The organism is Capnocytophaga granulosa ATCC 51502 (genome assembly GCF_000411115.1).
GTDB lineage: Bacteria > Bacteroidota > Bacteroidia > Flavobacteriales > Flavobacteriaceae > Capnocytophaga > Capnocytophaga granulosa.
In genome coordinates, this window is record NZ_KE150242.1 from 295,848 (window position 1) to 321,409 (window position 25,562).

Annotated in this window: 21 protein-coding genes and 1 pseudogene; 12 read left to right on the forward strand and 10 right to left on the reverse strand. The window is 39.7% G+C overall.

The genetic code is table 11. From position 1 onward, the window contains the following. Window positions 1-163: 163 nt before the first annotated feature. Complete coding sequence (locus HMPREF9331_RS01255) at window positions 164-865, forward strand: hypothetical protein (RefSeq protein WP_009641593.1); 702 nt, start codon at window positions 164-166, stop codon at window positions 863-865. Window positions 866-924: 59 nt separating this feature from the next. On the opposite strand, the gene HMPREF9331_RS01260 is transcribed toward HMPREF9331_RS01255, so the two are convergent. The 3 genes from HMPREF9331_RS01260 to upp form a co-directional block, all read right to left on the reverse strand. After that, window positions 925-2,778 carry a BamA/TamA family outer membrane protein gene (locus HMPREF9331_RS01260; protein WP_016419375.1) on the reverse strand — a complete coding sequence of 618 codons (1,854 nt, stop codon included), beginning with the start codon at window positions 2,776-2,778 and terminating at the stop codon, window positions 925-927. Between the two features lie 256 nt (window positions 2,779-3,034). Next, complete coding sequence (locus HMPREF9331_RS01270) at window positions 3,035-3,898, reverse strand: Abi family protein (RefSeq protein ID WP_016419377.1); 864 nt, start codon at window positions 3,896-3,898, stop codon at window positions 3,035-3,037. A 27-nt stretch (window positions 3,899-3,925) separates the two neighbouring features. Next, complete coding sequence (gene upp, locus HMPREF9331_RS01275) at window positions 3,926-4,582, reverse strand: uracil phosphoribosyltransferase (RefSeq protein WP_016419378.1); 657 nt, start codon at window positions 4,580-4,582, stop codon at window positions 3,926-3,928. 64 nt (window positions 4,583-4,646) lie between these two features. Between upp and HMPREF9331_RS01280 the strand changes: the two genes are divergently transcribed. Beyond that, the gene (locus HMPREF9331_RS01280) at window positions 4,647-5,243 is read left to right on the forward strand and encodes a DUF4254 domain-containing protein (RefSeq protein WP_016419379.1); all 597 of its coding nucleotides are present in this window, start codon (window positions 4,647-4,649) and stop codon (window positions 5,241-5,243) included. Window positions 5,244-5,487: 244 nt separating this feature from the next. Here the strand turns inward: HMPREF9331_RS01280 and HMPREF9331_RS01285 are convergent, their stop codons facing one another. After that, a complete protein-coding gene (locus tag HMPREF9331_RS01285) occupies window positions 5,488-6,285 on the reverse strand; it encodes a type IV toxin-antitoxin system AbiEi family antitoxin domain-containing protein (protein WP_016419380.1) in 798 nt (265 codons plus the stop codon). A gap of 776 nt (window positions 6,286-7,061) precedes the next feature. Here HMPREF9331_RS01285 and HMPREF9331_RS01290 point away from each other — a divergent pair. The 10 genes and pseudogenes from HMPREF9331_RS01290 to HMPREF9331_RS01335 all read left to right on the forward strand — a co-directional run bounded on the left by HMPREF9331_RS01290 (window position 7,062) and on the right by HMPREF9331_RS01335 (window position 19,174). Further along, complete coding sequence (locus tag HMPREF9331_RS01290) at window positions 7,062-7,781, forward strand: AAA family ATPase (RefSeq protein ID WP_016419381.1); 720 nt, start codon at window positions 7,062-7,064, stop codon at window positions 7,779-7,781. A gap of 295 nt (window positions 7,782-8,076) precedes the next feature. After that, window positions 8,077-10,773 carry a GTPase gene (locus HMPREF9331_RS12540; RefSeq protein ID WP_016419382.1) on the forward strand — a complete coding sequence of 899 codons (2,697 nt, stop codon included), beginning with the start codon at window positions 8,077-8,079 and terminating at the stop codon, window positions 10,771-10,773. Between the two features lie 11 nt (window positions 10,774-10,784). After that, entirely contained in the window at window positions 10,785-11,405 is a 621-nt protein-coding gene (locus tag HMPREF9331_RS01300) for a RipA family octameric membrane protein (protein WP_016419383.1), read from the forward strand. Between the two features lie 61 nt (window positions 11,406-11,466). Next, the gene (locus HMPREF9331_RS01305; protein WP_009641552.1) at window positions 11,467-11,688 is read left to right on the forward strand and encodes a DUF6140 family protein; all 222 of its coding nucleotides are present in this window, start codon (window positions 11,467-11,469) and stop codon (window positions 11,686-11,688) included. 1 nt (window position 11,689) lies between these two features. Next, on the forward strand, window positions 11,690-12,334 hold the full coding sequence (locus HMPREF9331_RS01310) for a hypothetical protein (protein WP_016419384.1): 645 nt from the start codon (window positions 11,690-11,692) through the stop codon (window positions 12,332-12,334). A gap of 74 nt (window positions 12,335-12,408) precedes the next feature. Then, window positions 12,409-14,155: pseudogene (locus HMPREF9331_RS01315) on the forward strand (DEAD/DEAH box helicase). A gap of 173 nt (window positions 14,156-14,328) precedes the next feature. After that, window positions 14,329-15,084, forward strand: coding sequence for a carboxypeptidase-like regulatory domain-containing protein (locus HMPREF9331_RS01320; RefSeq protein WP_009641572.1), 756 nt, complete (start codon window positions 14,329-14,331; stop codon window positions 15,082-15,084). An 88-nt stretch (window positions 15,085-15,172) separates the two neighbouring features. After that, window positions 15,173-17,875, forward strand: a complete 2,703-nt coding sequence (locus tag HMPREF9331_RS01325) for an AsmA family protein (RefSeq protein ID WP_016419386.1) — start codon at window positions 15,173-15,175, stop codon at window positions 17,873-17,875. Window positions 17,876-17,961: 86 nt separating this feature from the next. Further along, on the forward strand, window positions 17,962-18,624 hold the full coding sequence (locus tag HMPREF9331_RS01330; RefSeq protein ID WP_016419387.1) for a protein-L-isoaspartate(D-aspartate) O-methyltransferase: 663 nt from the start codon (window positions 17,962-17,964) through the stop codon (window positions 18,622-18,624). Between the two features lie 133 nt (window positions 18,625-18,757). Then, window positions 18,758-19,174: a CBS domain-containing protein gene (locus HMPREF9331_RS01335; protein WP_016419388.1), complete on the forward strand. Its 417-nt coding sequence runs from the start codon at window positions 18,758-18,760 to the stop codon at window positions 19,172-19,174. A gap of 90 nt (window positions 19,175-19,264) precedes the next feature. On the opposite strand, the gene HMPREF9331_RS01340 is transcribed toward HMPREF9331_RS01335, so the two are convergent. The 6 genes from HMPREF9331_RS01340 to rpiB form a co-directional block, all read right to left on the reverse strand. Then, a complete protein-coding gene (locus tag HMPREF9331_RS01340) occupies window positions 19,265-21,169 on the reverse strand; it encodes a S9 family peptidase (RefSeq protein ID WP_016419389.1) in 1,905 nt (634 codons plus the stop codon). A 58-nt stretch (window positions 21,170-21,227) separates the two neighbouring features. Further along, window positions 21,228-22,343: a molecular chaperone DnaJ gene (gene dnaJ, locus HMPREF9331_RS01345; RefSeq protein ID WP_016419390.1), complete on the reverse strand. Its 1,116-nt coding sequence runs from the start codon at window positions 22,341-22,343 to the stop codon at window positions 21,228-21,230. A 21-nt stretch (window positions 22,344-22,364) separates the two neighbouring features. Beyond that, entirely contained in the window at window positions 22,365-23,081 is a 717-nt protein-coding gene (locus tag HMPREF9331_RS01350; protein WP_016419391.1) for a nucleotide exchange factor GrpE, read from the reverse strand. Window positions 23,082-23,162: 81 nt separating this feature from the next. After that, window positions 23,163-23,963: a YoaK family protein gene (locus HMPREF9331_RS01355; protein ID WP_016419392.1), complete on the reverse strand. Its 801-nt coding sequence runs from the start codon at window positions 23,961-23,963 to the stop codon at window positions 23,163-23,165. Between the two features lie 30 nt (window positions 23,964-23,993). Continuing rightward, window positions 23,994-25,013, reverse strand: coding sequence for a phenylalanine--tRNA ligase subunit alpha (gene pheS / locus HMPREF9331_RS01360; protein ID WP_009641589.1), 1,020 nt, complete (start codon window positions 25,011-25,013; stop codon window positions 23,994-23,996). Between the two features lie 21 nt (window positions 25,014-25,034). Continuing rightward, window positions 25,035-25,457 (reverse strand): ribose 5-phosphate isomerase B, encoded by a 423-nt coding sequence (gene rpiB / locus HMPREF9331_RS01365; RefSeq protein ID WP_016419393.1) that lies wholly within the window; start codon window positions 25,455-25,457, stop codon window positions 25,035-25,037. Window positions 25,458-25,562: the final 105 nt, after the last annotated feature.

Genomic DNA, 25,562 nt, shown 5'->3' on the forward strand with positions numbered 1-25,562 from the left:
GCTTGCTTCAGTTACCTTATATTTTTTATACAATGAGCCAAGAAAAAAATTAAAATAAATTTGTAAAATAAGAAAAAAACATATATTTTTGCACCATATTTTGTGGATAAAAACTAAAGCCCCCTTAGAAAGAACCATATAAGACTAATAAATAGATTTGTTTATGAAAGCACCCACTATCAAACATGAGGATTATGCAGTAATAGCCGATTTTATTGCGGTAAGCTTTGAAAGAGATTTGGCTTCTTTTTCTCAAATTTACAAAACAATGAATGCCGAATACCTAGAGAGTTTCAAAAAGGCAATAAGCAAGCTGAAAAACAATGATTCTACCAATGCCATCGTTGTAAAACAGAAAGAAACTACGGCAAAACTATACAAACAGGCCGACGAACTCCGCCGAAGTATTACTTTCCTAAAGGATTATACGGAGCGCTCTGGTCTGGATACCTCCTTGCTCAAGGTGATTGTAACCAAAATCAATGGAAAAAATATCGCAGGAGTGGTTAAGGCTGTACGCGATGCCATTCCTTATTACAGCGATAATATGGAGCGTATTGCCGATATGCCCGAAGGCTTCTTGGAGAAGGTAGTAGAGCAAACCAAGCAGCTCGATGCACTTAACATACAGCAAAATACGCTAATGAATGAGCGCAAACACCATACACAGGCCAATAAGGAGATGTACCAGCTGATTAAAAAGTATATAGGTGATATAGCTAAGGCTGGGAAGCTCATTTTCAGAGGACAAAAGAAAGAAGAAGAATATGTCATTAGTAAAATAGTGGCAAGGGCCAAAACAAACAAACAAAGTAGAATGGAACAAGGTCGGGAAGAGATTCCTAACCCGTTGTATGAGAATTAGTTAAGTCATATTTTATGGTGATAATAGCCTGATGTCCTTTGCGATGTTGGGCTATTGTTTTATTCGTAGCGGATCAGCTCAGGCATATTGTAATTGAAGTAAGGGAGCCTGAAATCGGTGTTGTTGATACTGGTGAATTTCTGTATATGGTTGCCTACCCCAGGCACACGTGGCATATAGATAAAAGAAAATTGGAAATTGCCCAAAGGGATATAGTCATTGGTGATATAGAAGCCAATGCCGACTTTGGTCAGCATCTGATCCTTTAGCAAATTGCGGTTGTCATTACCTATAAACCCTATATCCCCCATAAGGAAAGGACTCACACGGAATCCCCAGAGAGCGAAAGGCGAGTAGGATTGCGTCTGTAAGGTTAGTATAGACTTGTGTATGCCTGTAAGTGTAGGACTATTGAAGCCTATGATCCCTGTGGAGCCATTGAGGGAGATACGATCCTTTACATAGTCCTTGCGGGAGAGTCCCACTACGGAGCGCCATTTGACAAATTGTCTAAAATGCCATTGCCCAATGTTGAACAAAGGGGAAAAATAGGTAAACTCCCAGCGCAAGGTTGTTTGTTTGTTGCGCTCTTGGGTGAGAAAGCCCCCCAATTGTACATCAGAGGCTAAATAACCAAAGGAAAAGTAATCTCCATAACGCAAACGTCCGCCCAGATATGGTGTTCTATAACCGAGATTGTCTTGGAATCCGCCAATAAGGGCAACACTTTTGCCAATGGGAATATCTTCTATATCCTGATGCCTGAAAATATATCTATCTTGCTCATACCCTATGTAATTCACCCCCAAAGAAGCCAAAAATGTATTCTTATCCGAATAGAAATGTTCGGGGTCTAGGAACTCATCAGGCTTTTTTAGGTAGTTTATTCGATAATAGCGCAAGGAAAAGACCATATTGGTTACCCGATTGACAGGAGTATAGCGCTTAAGTATTGGGAAAGAAACACTTCCCCAGAGATTGCTACCTGAGACCTTGAAATCGGGGCGGTAAAGAGAGTCATTCTTGAGGATGGTATCGTCAAAAGTCCGTTGATAGACACTGGCACCCCCCGCCCAACGGGTATAGAGAGAGTAGTAAGGGCGAGAGAGCGATCCATATTTGTAGTAATATTTGTCAAAATCCATAGAGTAGCCAACGGACGCGTTGAGCGTAGTGGCATATAGGTTAGGAATCTCATAGTCAAAGCCAAAGCTAGGGCGGGTACTTCCTCGGATTTCTTGGCTATACCTACCCGATAGTTGGTGCCCCAAACCTAAGAAATTGCGCTCGAAAACCCGCACTGTACCTTCGTTAAGAGAGCCCATAGCATCGGCATAGAGGCTCCAGCTATCGAGGACATTGACCTTAATATCCACTGAATCAGCACTATGGGTAGCCACAGGCTGTATATACACCCTTCGAATATGATATTGACTACGTAGCACACGGGCGGTCTCTTTCATTTTGATAGAATCCAAAGGCGTATAAGGGTCAAAGAGCAAGAGGCGCCTGACTACCTCGCTTTTTGTTTTGTTATGGAAGCGGTTGCCCAAGCGTTCCCATTTGTTGGGTTGTTGGGTACTATCCCGCTCATCAAAGCCCAAGGGGTCATAGGTGGTAATCTCGATATGGCGAATGATTTTTCCCTGAAAAGTTACCCAGCGGGAAGGTTCTTTAGGTTTGGGAGGGGGAGGGATAGCAGGCACCGATTCTCCAGAGGTGAAAATAAGGTCATAAAGGCGACGGCCGATCTTACTTTTCTGAGTTCTGCGTTCTATTCTTCGGTAGAGAGAATCCTCTTTTATCCTAATAGAGTCGTTTAGGATGCGTTTGGTACGTAAGGTATCTTGCGCCAGTGTAAACTGACACCCTCCAAAGGCTATAAAGACTATAAAAAAGAATAGTTTTTTCAAAAAAGTTAGTATTTACGTTTTTATTACGGAACGAAACTCTTGTATTCTACCAAGTTCAGTTGTGTGTAAGCAAGTAAAGTGTGTGGAGGTTGTATATCCATTAGATATTCCACAGTTAAACCTGTGTAGGTCAGTTTATACAAAAGCCCTTTCACAAAGGAAAGGGCTTTAACTATTTTAAAGTGCCGATAGCAGTTCTTGTCTGTAAGGACACTGTGATCCATTCACGTTGCAAAGTTACAAAACTTTTTTGTATTTACAAAGAATATTTCATTTTTTCTTTAATGATTTCTATAAGATCTTTATTATTAGCATGTTTGAGTATTAAATCATCTATTTCTTTTTGCATATCACTTGCTCTGTTGTTAGAAATCTTAGTCAGAAAGTAATGAATTACTTTGATAATGGCATTGAGGTGATTTCTTTCAACTGGAAGAATTTTACATATTTTCGTGTTTTTAATAGACTCCTCACTTTTGAAATCAAATATAACTCTTGTATGAGAACATGCATTACGAATATCGACAATAGCTTTTAGGTAATTATCAAAAACATCTATTCTATTGATTCCATATGCTTCTGTAATTTTTATTTTAACACTATCATCTTTTATAGCGTTGAAAATTTTTCGAATACTCCCTAAAGTTACAAATTCTAAAGTTTTCCAAGCAGGTGCATAAGGTTCCTCGTGCCTTCTATGATGATTTTGTATGATGACATTATTCTTACGTATGTCTTTGTAGATCTTTTTGAATATTTTTACAAACTCTCTGTCCATAATATTAGTATCTACAAACCAAATAGGATTTTCACTATAATGGTTTGAAACAATATAGGTAATTTGAGTTCGTAAATTTACTTCTATTCTACTTAAGACTTTAGTAAGCAAATGCCTTAACTCCATATCAAAATAGTATAGGTCTACAGCTGTTGAAAATAGGGTTCTATCTTTAAAAATATGCCTTATTTTATCCTCTTGGAAATAATACCAATAGAAACCTAAGCGATAATATCCTATATCTTTTAGAATTTCTTTTGCCTTATCTTCATTTTCAATAACTAATCCTCTTGTTTTTAAAGTGATGATTTGCTCCTCTACAGTTATTGCCTTATCTCCCATGTAAATTATATTTTTAATTCAGACCTACTATCCTTGCATTTTTTTTCCAAAGGCTAAATCACCAGCATCGCCTAAGCCTGGGACGATATAGCTGTTTTCGTTGAGATAGTCGTCAATGGTAGCTATCCATAAGTGGGCATTTTCGGGGAAATGTTGGCTGACGTACTCCAATCCTTGTTTGGAGCCGATGACTGCAAAAAGGTGTATTTCCTTAGGAGTGCCCAGCAGTTGGAGGGAGTTATATACATTGACAAACGAACGTCCTGTGGCCAACATAGGGTCGGCCAAGATAAGGATATTGTCTTGCAAGGAGGGAGAGGCTAAGTACTCCACTAAAATCTCAAACTCCGAAGGGGAGGTATGCTTGCGGTAGGCAGAGATAAAGGCATTGTCGGCCTTGTCAAAGTAATTCAATATCCCTTGGTGCAGTGCCAATCCCGCACGGAGGATAGAGCATACCACAATCTTATCCTGTATCAGAGGAATATCCTTTTCCCCCAAGGGGGTGGTGATCCGCTGTACTTGGTAGGGGAGGGTCTTGCTCATCTCATAGCTTAGGAGTTCCCCTATACGCTCCAAGTTTTTCCTAAAGCGCATTCTATCCTGTTGGATATCAACACTTCTTAGCTGGGCTACAAACTCAGAGAACAAGGAGGGCGTTTGGTCAAAAGGGTGAATAATCATTTGTTCAAAAATAAATTTTTTTATTACGCAAAATAACGATATTTTTGCAAATAAAACAAGGAATATGTTTAGTAAATTAGCCTATGACATTTTTTGGGAGAGTATCCTGCGCTATCATATAGCCGATGATGTGAACCAACCCTTTGAAAATCCGTACGATAGCAAGACTATTGAGCACCTATTGTACCGTAAAAATTGGATAGATACGGTACAGTGGCACTACGAGGATATCATTCGCGATCCTGACATTGACCCCAAGGAAGCACTGCTGCTCAAGCGAAAAATAGATGCTTCCAACCAAGACCGTACCGATACTGTGGAGTATATAGACAGCTATTTCCTTCACCAATATAAAGACGTAACCCCACAGGCAGGGGCAACCATTAATACCGAGAGTCCTGCATGGGCAGTAGATAGGCTCTCTATCTTAGCCTTAAAGATCTACCATATGCAGCAGGAAACCGAACGCACTGATGCCTCCGCTGAACATATTGCTAAGTGCCGAGAGAAGCTCCAAGTACTCCTCCAGCAGCGAGAAGACCTCTCTCTTGCCCTTGATCAACTCTTGAACGATATCGCCGCAGGGCGAAAATACATGAAGGTATATAAGCAAATGAAGATGTATAACGATGAGGAGCTGAATCCGATCTTGAGGAAATGAGATAATTGAAAATACACTAAAAACAACAGTTCATTTCTGCAAAAGGTAACCCACATTGTTACTTTTTGCAGAAATGAACTATTTTAAAGAAAAGACAAATAAGGGAAATATATAGAATTAAATCTTTTCTATAAGGGTAGTTTTAATCTTTTCCCAAGCCTGAGTTGCATTATAGTCTATATTAGGACATATGATGGCAACCAAGGAGCAATAGATTTCCATTCTAGGATATATCGTTGTGGTATCATATATCTATTTCTATTTTTTCATTTGGAATAATTTTCCACTTATCAGTTAAAGAACCATTTTTTTGAGTGGATAGAGAAAGGTATTGTGGGTATATATTTCGTTTTGAAAGGACAGCAAACAAACACTTAGCTATATCCTCTCTGCCAAGCAAATCATCAAGAATATAACCTACTCTCTGGACTACTGAAGTAGGATAGAAGTCAGCTATTTTCTTTAAAGTATTTTTATTGACCACTTCAGATAGTTCGTCAATGATACTAATAACTCTGCCTAATCCAAAATCCTGTAAGTTCTCAACAAGGTCAAGTATAGTAGCCTCAGCTGTAGATACATTTACATATCCTGTACGTGTTTTAAGTTGTGTAATACAGGAGGTGTCCCAGCCATTTTTTATAGTAAAAGAGATATGGATTTTTTCTTTCTTTATATCCCTGATAAAAGGCATAGTAGTGGTAACGAAAAATTGCATAGGCTGTTGATGGGCAGCGCCATGGAGAGCTGCCGCAGATAACAGAGATACATAATAATTTCGTTGTAAATACTTCATAAGATCATCAATATACATGATGTAAGGGATATTTCTTTGTATAGAAAATTCAGGAGTGATAATCACATAAAATCCCCTTCTGATAAGAAAAATTTTTCCTTTACTTATTAAGCGAGATAGAGAAACTTGTGCTATTTTTCTATCATAGCCACTTTTTTCTATTACTTCGTCTAAGGTAAATGAAATTCTTCCTACAGAAAGTACCTGATTGATAAAATCAATATAAGAAAAACCTTTTCCTACCATGTCTTACTGATAGTCCTCTTCTGCAAAAAGTAACCTATATTGTTACTTTTTGCAGAAATGAACTTTTGTTTAATTGGTCACAAAGGTACTTGTTTTCAATGAAATATACAAATTTTTGGTGAAATACTATTTGTTTGCTATTTTATAGTTAATCATATTTAAATTGCGAATAAATAAGACGAGAGACTAATTCTTAATTCACTCTCTTTCAAGGGCTAATTGCCATTAGCCCCTACACCTGCTCATGCTAATTTTTCGCAAACCATTTCTGTTTGACTATAATATGAGTTCGATGTAAGCAAAATTATATTTTTTCTCCCACGGATTCCACGGATTTTCACAGAGAGAATAACACAACAACTAAGTATAACTCTTTAATTTCCTCGGATAAATAAGGCCAAAGGCCTTATAAAAATCTGTGTAAATCGTAGGAGCATGATTACACTAACATAACGTGAGTTTGATGTAAGCAAAATTATATTTTTCCCCCACGGATTCCACGGATTTTCACAGAGAGAATAACACAACAACTAAGTATAACTCCTTAATTTCCACGGATAAATAAGGCCTTTGACCTTATAAAAATCTGTGTAAATCGCAACAGCACAATTACACAAACATAGAAAATCTGTGAAATCCCTGAAAATCTGTGGGAGCTTTCGTTATATTAAACTCACGTTATTTTAAGGAAGAAAACTTTAACAAAAAATAAATATTAGCTGGTCACAGTTTGACCAATAGGGGTTGTAATTTTGTCCCAGATAAAAAACGATATTATGTATATACGCTCACTACACATAGAAACGGAGAGAACCAAGAGTTTTCCCTATAACACCTATGCCGTACGCTATGCCAAGCATATAGATATGGGGCAGGCAGTAACCTTTATCGTAGGAGATAATGGCGTAGGAAAATCCACACTGATAGAGAGTATAGCCTACAAATTGGGTTTGCCTCGTATAGACAGCTATTTGGACTATATGCAAGAGTCCTTTGAGCCTATAGAAAGCCTTTCGGAATGCTTGCAATTGGAGTTATACAATCAGGGAAAGGTCAAAGGCTTTTTCTTTCGGGCAGAGGACTTTGGCGATTATGTAGCCAAAGTAGATGATTATGCCAAGTCATGGGCTTATGAGGCCTTTAAGGAATTACCCCATTCTCGTATGCTGGAGGCAGTGAACAACAATACCAGAGAGTACAAGAACATGATGTGGAATTACGGACAGAAACTCTCGTCCTTTTCCCATGGAGAAGCCTTTTTGCATATCATCACTGAGCGGACGAAGAAGCAGGGGCTCTATATCTTTGACGAGCCAGAGAGCGCCCTTTCCCCTATACACCAGCTATCGCTGATCTACCTTATTAGGGAGCACCTCAAGCGGGAGGATTCCCAGTTTATCATCGCTACCCACTCGCCCATACTGATGGCCATGCCAGGAGCCTTTATTTATGAAATCACAGAGACAGGTATGAACGCACACCCTTGGAACAAGTAGAGCACTATATCGTTACAAAAACTTTTCTTAATAACCCTGAGGCGTATTTTAGAGAGGAGGAATAGGGCAGCCAAAAGAAGACCGACCAGCGAAGGGGTATCGGCTCAAATGGTTGCACTTTAGAGAGTTAAAGAATTTATCAACGTATGTAAAATTTAACATATGAAAGTGTGTAAAAATAAAGATAAATTTGTATTTTTGTGGCTGGTTAAAAATACATACTATAGTGTACTAAAGATACAATTTTAAAAAACTGAAACTGAATATAAAATGAAAATACTTAAAAAACAAAAAAATGCCAAAATTTGAAAAAATAAAATGCTATATAATAGGAAGAAGAGGTGCAGGAAAATCCTCCTTAATTAATGCGATTGTAGGTGAAAGAATTGCAGAAGTAGGAGTAACGGAAACAACCATGGAAGTTGGGCAACCTTATGAAAAAGGAGAATTTCTCTTCTATGATTTACCAGGTTATCCAACAGAAAAATTCCCAAGAGAGACTTATATAGAAAAAATGGGAATCAAGGATTCTGATTGTTTGATTATAGTAACTTCAGACTGCTTTTATGAAGACGATTTGTTCTTAATTAAGGAGATAGCTAAAATACAACCATCAATAGCTATTTATGCAGTAAGGACAAAAATAGATTATTCTATTGAGAGAAATAAGAAAACAGGGGTAGATGAAGAAACTACTTTGAAAAAGATCTATGAAGAACTTAGAGATAATATACAAGATGCTCCTGTAAAAGGAATTTACTTAACTTCAGCAGATTATCCCACAGCATATGATTTGAATAAACTCTTAAATGATATATCTTCAAACTTATCAGAGGCAGATTCAACTAATAAGGCTAATTTTTTAGGAAATAAAATAAAAACAATAGAAGAAAAAAATATTACTATGGAAGAAATCTTTGAAAAATTTGGAGATATATTTGGTGGGCACTACAAAACTCCTTTGAAAGAAGAGCAAATCATAGCAATTTTAAAAAAATATAAAGAAGAAGCAGAAAAAAGATACAAATTAGGTATAATAAACCAGTTTGTATATTATTTTAATTTAAGTAAATCTCAAAAAGGATTAAGAGATCTATCAGGAAAACTTATGCCTGAAGAAGAAGAGGGAGAGTACCGAACAAAATGTAATTTAGGAGGTAATATTCCTTTTTTTATGAAGATAGGTACAAGTTTCTTCATAACAAAGGATAAGCTATTCTTTAGAAAAAATGAAGAATGGGAAGAAATAGAATGGAGTAGAATTAGTGATATATCAACTACTTCTTTTAGGTCTTTTAAGTTTTCAGTTTTATCAGAATTAGGAACAAAGATCGAAATAGATTTTCCATTTATAAATAGTAGTGATACTACAGATGAAAGTATAAATGAGGAAGTTGGATTTTTATTAAAAGACATGCTTAATTTGTGGAAAAAGGAAGGTATTTGGGAAGATTATTGTAAAGTTAAGGAAATAATTGATCATTATGAGAAAAGAGAAAAATATATAGATGCTCTCTCTTTTATAGAGGAAAATAAAGAATTCTTATCTTTTATAGACTATTCATATCCTTATTTTTATCATAAGATAAAAATACTAATATTAAAAGGAGAAAGGGAGGAGGCTTTGTTTGAATTTGGTAGATTTCAGCAATTGGAAAAAGCTTGTAGAGGAAGTCTGCAAAAAAAGGTTTATAATTATTATCTTTTAAATATAGAGCTTTTAATTAATGAAATAAAACATAATTACTATGAAGTTTCTTTAAAGTGTAAAAAACTTAAAGAATTAATGAAAGATAAGCCTTTTGAAGAAATTTTGTATGTTGAGAGGAATAGAAATCGAAATTATAATCTTTTTATTAATAATTTTATAGAGTTACCACTTCGTGAACGTAAAATTATTACTATTTCTAAAACTGATGATCTCTTTAAATCAGATCATATTACTTTACTCAATATAGGTCAATTGCCTGCAATCAACTTTCCGATGTCTCATCCTAAAGTTAATCAAACTTATATTGCACATCCTTATAAAACAGATAGTTATTTGCCTATAGAAAATTATGATTATGAATTACTTAATGACAGATTAAATGAATTTTTCTATATACTTCAATGTTTGGGTGCAACATCTATAACTTTTGAAACTATAGAGGAAGAAAATAAGGAAGAAAAGAATCATTCTAACCTTAAAGCAGAAGCTGAGGCAAAGGCAAAAATTATAGGAGGGAAAGTTGGGGTAGACTATGATAATCTTATGAACTCTTCTCTACGTAATTATCTAAAAATGGAGAGAACTCAGACTTTTGATCCTGAAAAAAGACCTTATATTCCTAAGGATGTAGTGTGGTTTCCTAATGAATTTTCTTGGCAGCGTTTAGCACAACAACGATTAAATGGAAATTTTCTTACTCATAATGAAGTATTATCATCTTCACAAACACAAACGCTAAGTAGCTCTGAAATAGTAGATGTGAATGCAGAATTAAAAATGTTATTTACATCTGTAAAAGCTGGGGTTCATTACCAAGAAGAAAAAGAAATCAAACAAAATAGGGATTTTAGTTGTCGTATCAGTGTAGAGTTCAAACCTATGAAAGAGTTTCCTGAAGAGACTGAGATTATTGATATAAAAGCGGAGGAAGTAATACAAACACCTGTTCAGCTTCCAGCTCCTAATGATAACGAGGCTCGCTACTTGGAAGAGATACATTTTATGTTGGAAGATGATGGGGTGATAGATGAGCGTGAGCGTACAATCTTGGAGCGTTTCCGTGAACGTTATAATATTACTCCTGAACGAGCAAAAGAACTTGAAGCACAAGCTATTGCAGGTCAAGAATTGACTTCTGAAGAACAAGAATACTTATCAGAGTATAAAAACTCCTTACAAGATGGGGCTATATCTGAGAAAGAACGTCGCTTGCTTAACCGCTTGGCAATGGCCTTGGGAATTAGTGAAGAGAGAGTAAAGGAATTGGAAGGAAATTTATAAAGTAAAAGGTTATGAGTGATGAGTTAGAAAAAGAAAAAATGATTTTAGACAATCTATATAGATGTAGGGATTTAGAAATCAATAATCTGTGGCAGAAAAGTATCTTTTTAGGTCCTATTTTGACATTATGTTTTACTGGGTATGCGGCTTTACTCTTTTCTCTAATAGAAAAATGTAATATTAAATATCATTTTCTCTGTCTAGTTGTATGCTTTGTTAGTATAATTTTTTCTAAGCTATGGATTTATATGTTTAAAGGATCGAAGGCTCATTATGAACTTTATGAAAGAGCAATAACTGATTTTGAGAGAAATCAATTCCAAATAGAAGAAAAATTTGTAATGGGGAAATTCAAATATAATATTCCTATAGATGAAAAAATTTTCAGTACAAATGCAGGTGTTTTTTCTCCATCAAGAATTAATATTGTGATAGGTCAAGTTAATTTAGTGTTATGGATATTAGGATTTATTGTTCATATTTTGTTTATACTTCTACATTTCTTTACTTTGAAGGATATTTTTATATTTATAATACTTTTTTTTAACTATATTTTCAATATATTGTATTTAATACTTTTGTTAAGTTGTTCATTGTTGAAAGATAAGATTAAAAGTTCCTACCTAAAGTAGAATGAAATTAAGATATAGAAATTGTAGAATAGAATATTATTAATCTTTAAACCATATAAAAATGCCTTTATATAGAGTAACAGTAACAAGAACAGTAGTAAGCAATGGCTTGCGATTGGAGTCAGGAATGCAGGTGGAGGTACTTACCCAATCAGTTACCAACCCTGTATTTGTAAACGGAGGAAAAGATGTAATAGCAGCTTTCCAGCGTGTGTATGGGATTGATGTAAGTCGTATCTTTACAAGCCTCAAGACAGCGCTGAAAGTGGATAAAATAGGATAAAATGATCTATAACCTTCACCCTGAATTAGCTCCCTTTGTAGGGAAGCATTATACAAAAGCTCCTTTGAAAGTGCTCTTTCAGGGAGAGAGCCACTATCTGCCAGAGGCTTATGACCATAAGGTGGGGCAGGAGTGGTATGAGCGGAGTACCGCCAGCTACGGCTTTACTAAGGAGGCTTTGGCTTGGCTCAATACAGCGGCGATTATACGGCATGATGTGATAGAGAGCAGTTACAAAAATCCCTCCCATGCTATCTATAGACATATAGGTGGCGTGTATGGAGCAGTGTTTGACAAGGGGGATTATCCACAAGCCCTTGAATATATAGCCTTTAGCAACTACTTTCTACGCCCTGCGGAGGTAAGTGGGGAGAGCATTGTAGTGGCAGGGGAGGCGGAGGAGTTGCGTTCTTTCGAGCAGTTGTGTGCTTTGGATAGCCAATATAGCCCTGATTTGATTGTCTTTGTCAGTAAAAAAGCCCATGAGTCTTTTTTGCGGACAGCTCAAAAGCAGCAAGCAAGTGGGTTGCTCAGCAAGGCGCGGAGTATCCCGCACCCCAATACTTCGTGGTGGAACAGACCTATCAGCCAGTACGAAGGGCGTACGGGTAAGGAGCAGTTGGAGCAAATCCTGCAAGAGGCATAGCAAAAATATATTTTCTAAATTATTAGGGTGTAATTGATAATTAATTTCTATCTTTGCACCCTATTACTATTAGTATGAATTTATTTGAAACATTGGGGCTAAGCGCACCCCTACTCGAAGCGATTGATGACTTGGGCTTCGAGCGTCCGTCTGAGGTACAACAAGCCGCTATCCCTGTATTGCTTGAAGCACCTACCGATATGGTAGCACTGGCACAAACAGGAACAGGAAAAACCGCTGCTTTTGGTTTTCCACTTCTTCAACTGATTGATCCCTCCCAGCGTATTACTCAAGGACTTATCTTGGCGCCTACTCGTGAGCTATGTTTGCAAATTGCTTCCGAGCTAAAGCAGTATGCCAAGTATATGCCACAGGTGCATATTGTAGCCATTTATGGGGGGGCAAGTATAGAGGAACAAGCCCGTAGCCTTAAGAAAGGGGCGCATATTATCGTGGCTACCCCTGGCCGTATGCAGGATATGATGCGCCGCGAACTGGCTTCTATCGCTCATATCAGCTATTGTGTACTCGATGAGGCTGATGAGATGCTCAATATGGGCTTCTATGAGGATATCTGCTCTATATTATCCGAAACACCTGATGGAAAAAATACTTGGCTCTTCTCGGCTACAATGCCTGCCGAGGTGGCCAAAATCGCTAAAGAGTTCATGTATAAGCCCAAGGAGATTACCATAGGGCACAAGAACCAAGCCTCCAACAACGTACTCCACGAATGCTATATCGTCAATGGTCGTCAGCGCTATGAGGCACTCAAGCGCTTGGCCGATGCCAATCCGTCTATCTTCTCTGTAGTCTTCTGCCGTACCAAGCGTGATACCCAAGCGATAGCTGAGAAACTGATAGAGGACGGTTACAATGCAGCTGCCCTCCATGGCGACCTAAGCCAAAACCAACGTGATCTGGTGATGAAGGGCTTCCGAGCTAAGCAAATCCAAATGCTCGTGGCTACCGATGTGGCTGCCCGTGGGATAGATGTGGATGATATTACCCATGTGATTCACTACCAACTCCCTGACGAGATAGAGACCTACACTCACCGCAGTGGTCGTACAGGGCGTGCAGGCAAGTCGGGCGTTTCCATGGTGATCCTTACCAAGAGTGAAGCCAAGCGTATCAAGACGATTGAGAAGATTATCCAAAAGACTTTTGAGTACAAGTCTATCCCTAGTGGTATGGAAATCTGTGAGATACAGCTCTACCATTTGGCCAATACGATTAAGGATACCCAGGTGAATCCTGCCGTGAATGAGTATCTGCCAGCGATCTATGATGTGCTAAGCGGTCTGAACCGTGAGGAGCTTATTCAGCGTATGGTAGCGGTGGAATTCAATCGTTTTTACAACTACTACAGTAAGTCCAAAGACCTTAATGCGGAAACCACAGAAGGCAAGTCTTTCTCTACCGAAGGAGAGACCCGTTACTTTATTAATATAGGGGAGCGCGATGGTTACGACTGGCGCTTGCTCAAGGATTTCCTTAGGGAGAACATAGGCTTGGGCAAGAACGACATTTTCAAGGTAGATGTAAAGGATACTTTTTCCTTCTTCAATACCGAAGCGGAGATGACCCAGCTGGTATTGGACACTTTTGCTGATTTCAAGATGGACAACCGCTCCATTCATATAGAAATCTCCCAACAAAAAATCTTCTGGAGACAAAGGAAAGAAAGACAAAAGGGATAAGAAGGATAAGAAGGAAAGAAGAGACCATAAGCCAGCCGATAGAAGAGATAAAAAAGGAGCGCCTAAACGCAAAGATGCTTCTGATACCTTTTCTAAAAAACGGAAAAAGAGGAAGTAGCAGCTAATTGTCAATTATTAATTGTTAATTGTTAATGATTTAGGTTTCATAAGCCCTATTAGCATTGATAATTGATAATTAACAATTGACAATTGTTATTTTTTTTTCTTATATTTGGGGCAGATTTTGAAGTTGAGTAGTTGTATTGTTAATTTATTGAAAACAAGTGTTTTATGAAAAACAGTTTTCTTTTTTTTCTACTATTCTTGTCCTTTGCCACTTGGGCACAGGAGGAGACGGTTATGCGAGGAAATGTCTTCAATACCAAGACCAATTTGCCTTTGGATAATGTGAATATATTGAATATCAATCAAGTAAAAGGAGCTATCACCAATGCTAAGGGAGATTTTGCCATTCGTGCGGCGGTGAATGATACATTGCACTTTTCTTACCTTGGTTTTAAGTCGATCAAGATCAAAGTGACTCAGGATATGATTCGCTTTCCTGGCACGCGTATCGGGCTGACGGAATTGGCCTATGCCTTGGAGGAGGTGGTCATTTCACCCTATCGTCTTACAGGTTATTTGGCTATAGATGCCAAGTATATGCCTATCAATACCAATAAGCAGTACAGTATCTCTGGTTTGGACTTGGGCTATGAACCTCGTACAGGAGCGCCTTCAACGGCTGGAAAAGTATTGGAAGCTATAGGAAATCCAGTAGGTACTATCTATAAGCTCTTTAGCAGCCGAGAGAAAGATCTTAGAAAGCTCAAAAAAATGAAACAAAGCGATGAGATTCGCTCGATGCTCAATAGCAAATATGATAGAGAGAGCCTTAGTGAGATCTTAGGTATAGACAAAGACAAATTGGAGGACTTGCTTCGCCATTGTAACTATTCTAAGGACTTTATCAAAAACTCCAATGACCTACAGTTCTTAGATGCTCTTACCCAATGCTATGAGGAGTACAAACTCCTTAATAAGTGACAAATTACTAGTGACGAGTGACAAGTGACTAACGACTAGTGACAAGTGACTAATGACTAATCCCTAAACCCCTATAACTCTTATATAGATGAAAAAGTTTTTTAAAATTATTGGAATTATTTTTGTGGTCTTGATACTGCTACTTGTTTCCATTCCTTTTCTCTTTAAGAATACGATAAAAGAGAAAATCATGGAGAAAGTGAATGAAAGTGTAGATGCACAAATCAGTTTTACGGACTTCTCCCTCAGTGTGTTTAAGAACTTCCCCAATGCAACGGTGGAAGTAGGCGGACTGAAGGTGATTAACAACGCCCCTTTTGAGGGAGATACCTTGGCCTATGTGGGTAATTTCTCTGCAAAGGTGAACCTTAAGGATATACTCTTTAAGAAAGACGATGAACCTTACAAACTCCTTGGCTTCTCCATAGCCGATGCGGTGGTAAATGTACGTATAAATGAAGCCGGCAAAGGCAACTTTGACATTGCTAAAAGCACCTCGGATACTCCAGAGAGTGAGGAGCCTAATAATTTCTCTCTTGACTTAAATGAGTATAGCATTGATAACCTGCGCTTTACCTTTAAGGAAGATGGCTCAAAGATGAGTGTAATAGTGGATAGTCTTTATCACAAAGGAAAAGGAAATTTTGCAAATCAAGTGCTTGATTTAGAGACTACTACATCGCTTAAATTGTCTTTTGCCTCTGATGGTACGGCCTTTTTGCGCAACAATGTGGTGACCCTTGATGCGATCTTGGGTATAGACCTTAATCAGCAAAAATATACGCTAAAGGACAATACGCTAAAACTAAATGACCTAGAGCTTAATTTTGATGGCTTTGTACAACTCTTGGACGATGGTCAGCTCTATGACCTAAGTTTCAAAACGCCTAAGACTACCTTTAAGAACTGTTTAGACCTTATTCCTGCTGCTTATACCAAGAGTATAGAAGGGGTACAGACAACAGGTGAGTTTACAATCAACGGGAAGGTAGCGGGCAAATATACCCCTACGACTATTCCTAAGTTGGACATTCGTATGCTCTCTAATAATGCGTCTTTCAAGTATCCTTCTCTGCCTAAGTCGGTTAAGAATATTGATATAGATGTAAAGATAGGCAATGATACAGAGAAATTGGAAGATACTTATGTGAATATCAATCGTTTTGCTTTTACGATAGACCAAGATGCTTTCTCTGCAAAAGCCCTTTTAAGGAACCTTACAGGGAATATGCTTGTGGATGCAGACCTTAAAGGAACTATCAATTTGGAGAATATCCAAAAAGCCTATCCTGTACAGATGGATTTAGACCTAAAGGGAATCCTCAAGGCCGATATAACTACTTCTTTTGATATGGCATCGGTAGAGAAAAAAGCTTACGAGCGTATTCGCAATGCAGGGCATGCCTCTTTGGAAAAGTTTGTCTATTCTGGAGCAGGATTCCTACAGCCTTTCCATATCAACAAGGCAGGGCTTTCCTTCAATAATGCTAAGATAGAGCTTACCGAACTAGACGCCAAGACAGGAAAAACGGACTTTAATATCAAGGGAACCTTGGAAAACTTCTATGGCTTTACTTTGCGCAATGAAGTGCTCAAAGGGAACTTCTCCTTGGCCTCCAACCATATAGATGTGGGTGACTTTATGCAAACCGATACGCCAGCGGAAACCCCTAAGCAAGAGGAGAAAAAACCTGCTGAGACCAAGCCAGCCACTACAAATACCTCTACCGCAGGAGCCTCTATCAAAATTCCTGCTTTCCTAGATTGTACCCTCGATGCCAAGGCAAAGACTGTACTCTATGATAAGCTTAACCTAAACAATGTATCAGGTAAGCTTATTATCAAAGATGAAAGAGTAAGCCTACAGAACTTACAGACTGATATATTTGGAGGAAAAACAGCCGTTACAGGAAACGTATCTACCAAGGGAGATACCTCTACCTTTGCTGTAGATCTAGATATGACCAAGCTCAATGTTACAGAATCTTTCTCTCAGATAGATATGCTTAAGAAGATCATGCCTATTGCCAAGGTGGTAGAAGGATTCTTTAGCTCCAAGATCAATGTAACAGGAAAGCTCACTCCAGAGCTCACTCCCGATATTAATTCGCTTTCAGGAAGCCTTTCCGCTTCCTTGTTGGATAGCCATGTGAAACAAACCTCTCCACTTGTTTCGGCCTTGGATTCACAGTTCACCCAGCTGAACCTCTCCAAGCTGAATCTTAAAGACCTTAAAGCTAATGTAACCTTTGAGAATGGTCGTGTGGTAGTAAAACCTTTCACAATTAAGTGGAATGGTAGTACCATCAATGTAGCAGGAACCCATGGTTTTGACCAAACGATGGACTACAAACTAACCTTCAATGTACCGGCTAAGATGCTCGGGCCAGATGCTTCGGCTCTATTGGCTAAGCTCACCGCTACCGAACAGCAGAAGTTGGGGGATATTCCAGTGAATGTGAATATGGGAGGTAACTTTACCAAGCCACAGGTCTCTACCGATATGAAACAGGTGGTAAATAACCTAGCCCTACAGGTAGCCAAAGCACAGGCCAATCAGCTAACAGACAAGGTAATGGATAAGGTAACCAATGAAGTAACCAACAAGATTACCGAGAAGATAGGAGGAGAAGCCATGAACAAAGCCACAGATGCTTTGGGTAAGATCATAGGTGGTAAAACACAAGCTAACCCTGCCGATACCACTAAAACCCAACAACAAGCCCCTAAAGACCAAGCTAAAAAAGCAGTAAACAACCTCTTGGATGGACTGTTTAAGAAGAAAGAATAAAATCAATAACTAGTGACAAATGACTAGTGACTAATCCTATTGTCACTAGTCATTTGTCGTTAGTCACTATTTGTTAATCATTAGAAATGAAGGATACAGCAAGACATCAAGGGATGCGAAATCTTTTGGCGCGACAGCTTTCAGAGCGTCCGCAGTACCCGATCTCTGATGAAAAGGTATTACAAGCCATTAGAACCATTCCCCGACATTTGTTTTTAGACAGTATTTTTGAAGAAAGAGCTTATCAAGATATAGCCTTTCCTATTGGTGCAGATCAGACGATTTCTCGCCCTCATACAGTGGCATTCCAGACACAGTTGCTAGAGGTGCAACCAGGACAGAAAGTACTTGAGATAGGTACAGGAAGCGGCTATCAGGCGGCCGTATTGGTGCTACTGAAGGTAGAACTTTATACGATAGAAAGGCAACAAGAGCTCTTCAAGAAGACCAAACTTCTACTAGAGCGAATGGGTTATATGCCTAAAAAAATGATTTTTGGGGACGGCTATAAGGGTTATATAGAACAAGCACCTTATGACCGTATTTTGGTAACTGCGGGGGCGCCAGAGGTACCTATGGAATTGCTGGTACAACTGAAGATCGGAGGGCGGCTAGTAATCCCTATAGGGAAAGGCGAGCAGATTATGACCGTTTTTACACGCCTTTCGGCCAATGAGTTCAACAAAGAGGAATATGGAACCTTTGGGTTTGTACCTATGCTGGAGAATGTGCAATCGAAAATTAGGTAAAAGGTAGAAAGTAAGAACAAGATGCAAATATACGAAAAAAAAACGGAAAATAAAAATGGATTTTTTGCTATAATTCAAATATTTTTTATTAACTTTGTAGTGCAAAAAAGTTATTAATTAATATTATAAAGATATGAAACAAAGAGTTCCTGTTTCCCAGATTATGTCTAAAGACGTAGTAACAATAGACCCTACTAAGACCTTGTATGAGGCAGAGGCATTGTTCAAAAAACACCACATTCGTCATATTCCAGTGGTGGAAGGACGCAAACTTATAGGAGTACTGAGTCTCACCGACTTGTTGCGTATTAGCTTTGCTGACCTTTCTGATGACGAAAAGCATGTGGATAGTGTAGTGTATGATATGTTCACCATTCCACAAGTAATGGCCAAGGTACCGCTTTCTATCTCACCTGATACTACTATCAAGGAAGCTGCAGAGATACTTGCAGGACAGACTTTCCACGCCTTGCCTGTTACTGAAAATGGAAATTTGGTAGGTATGCTTACCACTACCGATCTTATCAAGTATCTGCTAGAGCAGTACTAAGACTCGCCTTATCATAGGAGACAAGAGAAGCCAAAATCCGCGGATTTTGGCTTCTTTCATTACAATTATACCATGCAAACTATTGAATACTTATTTGAGGGTTTCTTTGAGCCAACCAAAGAAGGTACGCTGCCAAAGGAGTGCATTCTGAGGTTGTAATACCCAGTGGTTTTCGTCAGGGAAGTAGAGGAGCTTGCTCTTGATTCCTCTGAGCTGGGCAGCGGTGAAGGCTTGGAAGCCTTGTTCTTCGGGAACACGATAGTCCTTGCCGCCATGAATGATGAGAATAGGTGTATCCCATGCCTCCACTTTCTCTATAGGGTTGAACTCGGTAACGGCCTTTTGAGCTATGGCATTGCCTTTATCCCAATAATCTCCTCCGAACTCATGTCGGTTGAAGAAAATCTCTTCAGTAGTGCCGTACATACTCTTGGTATTGAATACCCCGCAGTGGGCGATAAAGGTCTTAAAACGTTTGTTGTGGATACCTGCTAAGTAATATACAGAATATCCTCCGTAGCTAGCCCCTACAGCACCCAAGCGAGAAGTATCTACATAAGGCTCTTTGGCGATATCGTCAATGGCAGCTAAATAGTCTTTCATCACCTGTCCGCCCCAGTCGCCACTAATTTCGGCATTCCAAGCCACTCCATGTCCTGGCATACCACGACGGTTGGGAGCGATGACAATATAACCCTGAGAGGCCATCAGTTGGAGATTCCAGCGGAAACTGTAGAACTGAGTTAGTGCCGATTGAGGCCCTCCCTCACAATAGAGTAGGGTAGGGTATTTCTTTTTAGGAGAGAAATCAGGTGGATAGATAACCCAAGCGAGCATATCTTTGCCATCGGTGGTTTTTATAGTGCGCTCTTTTACAGGGCACTTGGCTATGTTCTTATAGAGGTCATCGTTGATATGAGAGAGCTGTTTTACCTCCAAGGGTGCTTTACGTTCTTTGAGATTGACAGTGTATATCTCGGCGGCTCTATTCATATCATTACGAGAAACCACTAAGAGGTCGCCTGACTGGCCTAAGATATCACTTATATCAAAGATTCCTTTGGTGAGTTGCTTAGGGGTAGGGTTCTTAGCAAAAGGCTCTATTTCGAAGAGCTGCTGGGTACCTTGGGTAGCAGCGGTAAAGTAGATTTTCTTTCCGTCATTGCTCCAAATGTAGCTAAAAACGGTATTGTCCCAAGAGGCAGTAAGGTTGATCTTATTACCATCGAGCAGGATATATAGGTCATTCTTATCCGCTTCGTTGCCGTCCTCTTTCATGCTTAGCCAAGCCAAAACACCATCTTTGTTAAAAGAAGGGTGGGTATCGTAGCCCATCATACCTTCGGTGAGGTTGGTTGTAGTTTTACTTTCTATATCATACTGATAGATGTCAGTATTGGTACTTACCACATAGTCAGTACCTACTTTGGCTTTGGTTACATAGAGAACCTTTTTACCATCGTTGCTCCATATGTAGTCTTCCTCTCCGCCAGAGGGCATCTGAGGACAGTAATAAGGCAAGCCCTGCATAATATCGGTTTGGGTACCATTGGATATCTTTTCAATAAACACATGGTTATAAGCCCCTTCGTTCCACTTGTCCCAATGACGATGGTCTAAGCCTTCGTATACCTTCCCTGTGGATTTGTCCAATTCCTTATAGAAGTCCTTACCCAATACAGGGCGGAGTTTTACTTCCTTATGTATGAGCTTAAGCGTCTTGTCCGCATTGTACTTAATGGTGAGGTTCTCCAACTGCTCTTGAGTAATTGGAATGAGCTTGCCCCCACTGACGTCCAATTTGTAAAACTCCTTTTTGAAGGAATTTTCAGCCACATTGGGCGTGGTAACACTCAGTAAGACCTGTTTTTTATCAGGAGTTAGCCCGATGCCACTTACCCGATGTAATTCCCATAATTTCTCAGGAGTGAGTGGTTGTTGTGCTTGCGTATTATAAGTCATAATCAAAGCAAGGATTAGTAAAATTTTTCTCATCATATATAGTATTAGAGATTCTTTCTTATGATAACTTAGCCCATAGCCAACGGGTCAGTCAGGAGAACATATCTTTGACTTTTTCAAAGAAGCTCTTTTCTGATTTGTCGGGTTGTGGAGTAAAGTTGTCATCTTCCATCATTTTTTGGAAGAAGTTTTTCTGCTCTTTGGTAAGGGTTTTAGGAGTCCATACATTTACATGTACGAGTAAGTCTCCAGCCCCATATCCATCGAGGTTAGGCACTCCTTTGCCCTTGAGGCGTAGGATTTTTCCTGATTGGATTCCCTCTTCGAGCTTGATACGCACCTTTCCTGTGGCTGTTTCTATATCCTTGGAAGTACCCAAGACGGCTTCAGGCATGCTTATATATAGGTCTAAATGAAGGTTTTCTCCCTCACGCTTGAGGGTTTCATGTTCTATTTCCTCAATAAGCACTAATAAATCTCCGGGGATACTATTGTTGCCAGGGGCTTCGTTCCCCTTGCCAGGTACCTTCATCTGCATACCTTCTACTACCCCTGCAGGAATCTTAATAGTGACAGTTTCCTCTACCGTTTTTAGACCTTGGGAGTCGGCACCATCGGGCTTTTTGTCGATCACTTCACCGCTTCCGCCACAAGTAGGGCAGGGGGAGGAAGATTGCATACGGCCGAGCATGGTATTGACCTCTCGGACGATACTTCCGTTGCCATGACAGGTGTTACAAGTCTTATAAGTGGCGCCTTCGGCCTTTACCTTACGAAGCACCTTTACTTTCTTTTCGGTACCAGTTACGATGTCGGCCAAGGTAAGTTTCACGCGGATACGTAGATCTCCCCCTTTTATTCTATAAGAGCGAGAATTTCCTCCACCGAAGCCGCCGAAGCCACCAAATCCGCTAAAGTGTCCGCCAAAGATATCCCCAAAGTTACGGAAGATATCTTCCATAGAACTATAACCGCCACCGCCACCCTCGAAGGCTGCGTGTCCGAATTGGTCGTATTGTGCTCGTTTTTGTTCGTCGCTCAGTATTTCATAGGCCTGAGCAGCCTCTTTGAATTTTTCTTCGGCCTCTTTGTCCCCAGGGTTTTTGTCGGGGTGGTATTCCAATGCTTTTTTTCGGTAGGCCTTTTTTATTTCAGCGGCAGTAGCTGTCTTGCTAACGCCTAAAATTTCGTAATAATCTTTTTTCATTTATTCAATCACTAAGAAAGCCTATTGTCCTACTACCACTTTAGGGTATCGGATAATCTTTTCTCCTAATTTGTATCCTTTTTCTACTACATCAATGATTTTTCCTTTGAGTTCAGGAGTAGGAGCAGTGGTTTGGGTCAGAGCCTCATGTATGTCGCTATCAAAGGTATCGGAGGCAGCCACAGGGATTTGTTCCAAACCTTTGGAACGGAGGGTACTGAGGAGCTTGCTGTGAATAAGTTCCACGCCACGGAGCAAGTTTTCGTCCTCGCTTTTGGAGATTTCCACTAGGGCACGATCAAAGTCATCTAAGACAGGGAGCATAGCCTGTATGACATCTTGTCCTGCTGACTTGAGTAGCTCTTGTCGCTCTTTGGCAGTACGTCGCTTATAGTTTTCGAACTCAGCGAAGAGCCGCATGAACTTATCCTTTTCCTTGTGTAGCTCTGTTTCCAAGATAGAAATAGCCTCATCGGCCTGAGCTGCATCGCTAGCCTGTCTTTCTGCTTCGGCTTGTTTTTCAGCAAATTCGGATTGAGTGTTATTGTCTTGATTTTCAGTTTCTTCCTGCACTTGAGCCTCTACTACTTGGGGTTCTTCTTGTGCGTAAGAAGTCTCTTGAGCAGGGGTAGGGTTGTCGTGTATTTCCTCATCTATAATTTCAGCATCTTGAAATTCTGCATCATGAATGTCATCAGCGTAGAGGTCGCCTTCGTTATGAGTGTGTCCTGTATTCATGGGTGTATTATTTTGTATTACTAATTCTTATTCATAGCAAAAGTACTGCCAAAGATTGAAAAGTGACAAAATGGCATATACTTAGGGTGTATTGAGGGGAGTAGGTGTGTGTTTTGGATGTTTTGGGTGTTTGGTATGTCTTGGATGGTCTCGGTGTTTTCTTCGTTCGGTGAGATACCTAAAGCGGACATCATCGTAATATAGGCCAGCCAATAGGATAGCGATAGCAAAGAAAAGGGTCTTGATCCCCAAGGAAAGTTTTACGAAAGCGAATCCTGCAAAAAAGCCGCCTAAGAAGAAAAAGACAACGATAAATAGCCGTAGTCTGATGCTATTTTTTATATTTTTCTCCTGTTGTAGATAATTGTTTCTTCTGATATAGAATAATTGGGAAAGCTCAATGCCTAAGTCGGTAAACAAGCCTGTTAGGTGGGTGGTACGGACGGTTGCGTTGGAGATTTTGGTCACAAAAGAGTTTTGCAACCCCATGGCATAGAGCAACATAAAGGTAGTCAACTCATGCGGAAAATGCTCCCACAGGGTATTGAAAAGGATAACACAACCGAGGGTCAAACATTCCAAGAGGGTAGGCCTGAAATACTTATTTTGCCTTTTGTGATAGTTGGCGTCTTCAATCAGCCAGCCCGAAGTAAATGAGCCACAGAGGAAGGAAAGGATATAACACAGGTAGATGGTACCTTTCCAGAACTCAGCTATAGAGACATCATGAATGAAAAAAGCGAAATGCCCAGTTACATTGGTTGTGAGCCTACTTAAGAAAAGGAAGCCCACTACATTGACTATACCCGCCACGAAGGAGAGTACGACTGCTATTTGTAAGTTATTCTTGGCAGAACGCTTTTTTCCTTGATGTCTGAACATAATTGTTTGTTTATCACGAGTTTAGGTGTGTTATATAGAACTTTTGAATTGCTCTAAGAAGCGCACATCATTCTCATAGAAAGCGCGTATGTCTCCTATTTGGTATAGTAGCATAGCCACACGTTCCAGCCCAATGCCGAAAGCAAAACCAGAGTATTTTTCAGGGTCTATATTGCAGTTTTTCAGTACATTGGGGTCAGTCATACCACAGCCCATGATCTCAAGCCAACCTGTACCCTTGGTGATGCGGTAGTCAATTTCGTTGTTCAACCCCCAATAGATGTCCATTTCCGCGCTGGGTTCAGTGAAAGGGAAATAAGAGGGTCTTAGGCGTATTTTGGACTTACCGAACATCTCCTTGGTAAAGTAAAGAAGCGTCTGTTTGAGATCAGCGAAGGAGACATTGGTATCGATATACAAGCCCTCTATTTGGTGGAAAAGGCAGTGAGAGCGCGCCGATATATCCTCATTGCGATACACACGACCAGGGGCGATGATACGGATAGGCGGTTGGTTTTGCTCCATATAACGCACCTCTACCGAGCTGGTGTGGGTATGTAGGAGAATATCGGGGCGGGTTTGGATAAAGAAAGTATCCTGCATATCCCTTGCGGGGTGATATTCGGGTAGGTTTAGGGCTGTAAAGTTGTGCCAATCGTCCTCTATTTCAGGACCTTCGGCTATGCTAAAGCCAATGTTGGCAAAGATCTCAACAATCTTATTTTTGATGAGCGACACAGGGTGACGGCTTCCGATTTCCATAGGAAAAGCCGGACGGGTAAGGTCGTTATAAGCAGGTGCTGCTGAGGTCTGTCCGCCTAGCTTTTCTTTGAGTTCGTTGATTTTTGCTTCGGCCTTGCTCTTGAGTTCGTTGATAATCTGTCCGAATTCCTTTTTTTCCTCTTTAGGAACTTCCTTGAATTTGGCAAAGAGGTCATTGAGTAGTCCCTTTTTACCGAGGTACTCCAAGCGGAATTGTTCTAATTCTTCTTTCTTTTCAGTGGCAAAAGCCTCTACCTTGGCAATATGTGCTTTGATTTTATCTATCATAGGAGTAACAATATTATGTGGTTAAATTTTTTCTACGCGGCGCGCATGTCGGCCACCTTCAAAAGGGGTGTTAAGGAAAGTCTTGACCATCTCAAGGGCTTGTTCTACAGCTGTAAAGCGGGCGGGGATAGCGATCACATTGGCATTGTTGTGTTCTCTTGCCAAGGCGGCGATCTCCTTATTCCAGCAGAGAGCACAGCGCACTTTGGGGTGCTTATTTACGGTCATGGCCACTCCGTTGCCACTTCCACAGATAACAATACCCCAGTCGGCCTCTCCCTTATCAATCATCTCTCCTACAGGGTGTGCAAAGTCAGGATAATCCACGCTTTCGGGGGAGTCGGTACCCATGTTGGTAACATCATAATGCTGTGATAGCAAGTACTGCATAATCACTTTCTTATATTCAGTACCTGCGTGATCATTTCCAATGGTAATTTTCATCAGTCAGTGTTTTTAAAGTGCAAAGGTACATTTTTTTTAGTAGTTTTAAAAGCTATTATCAAGAAAAAATTGTATTTTTGCATGAGTATAAATTCTTCCCTGAGG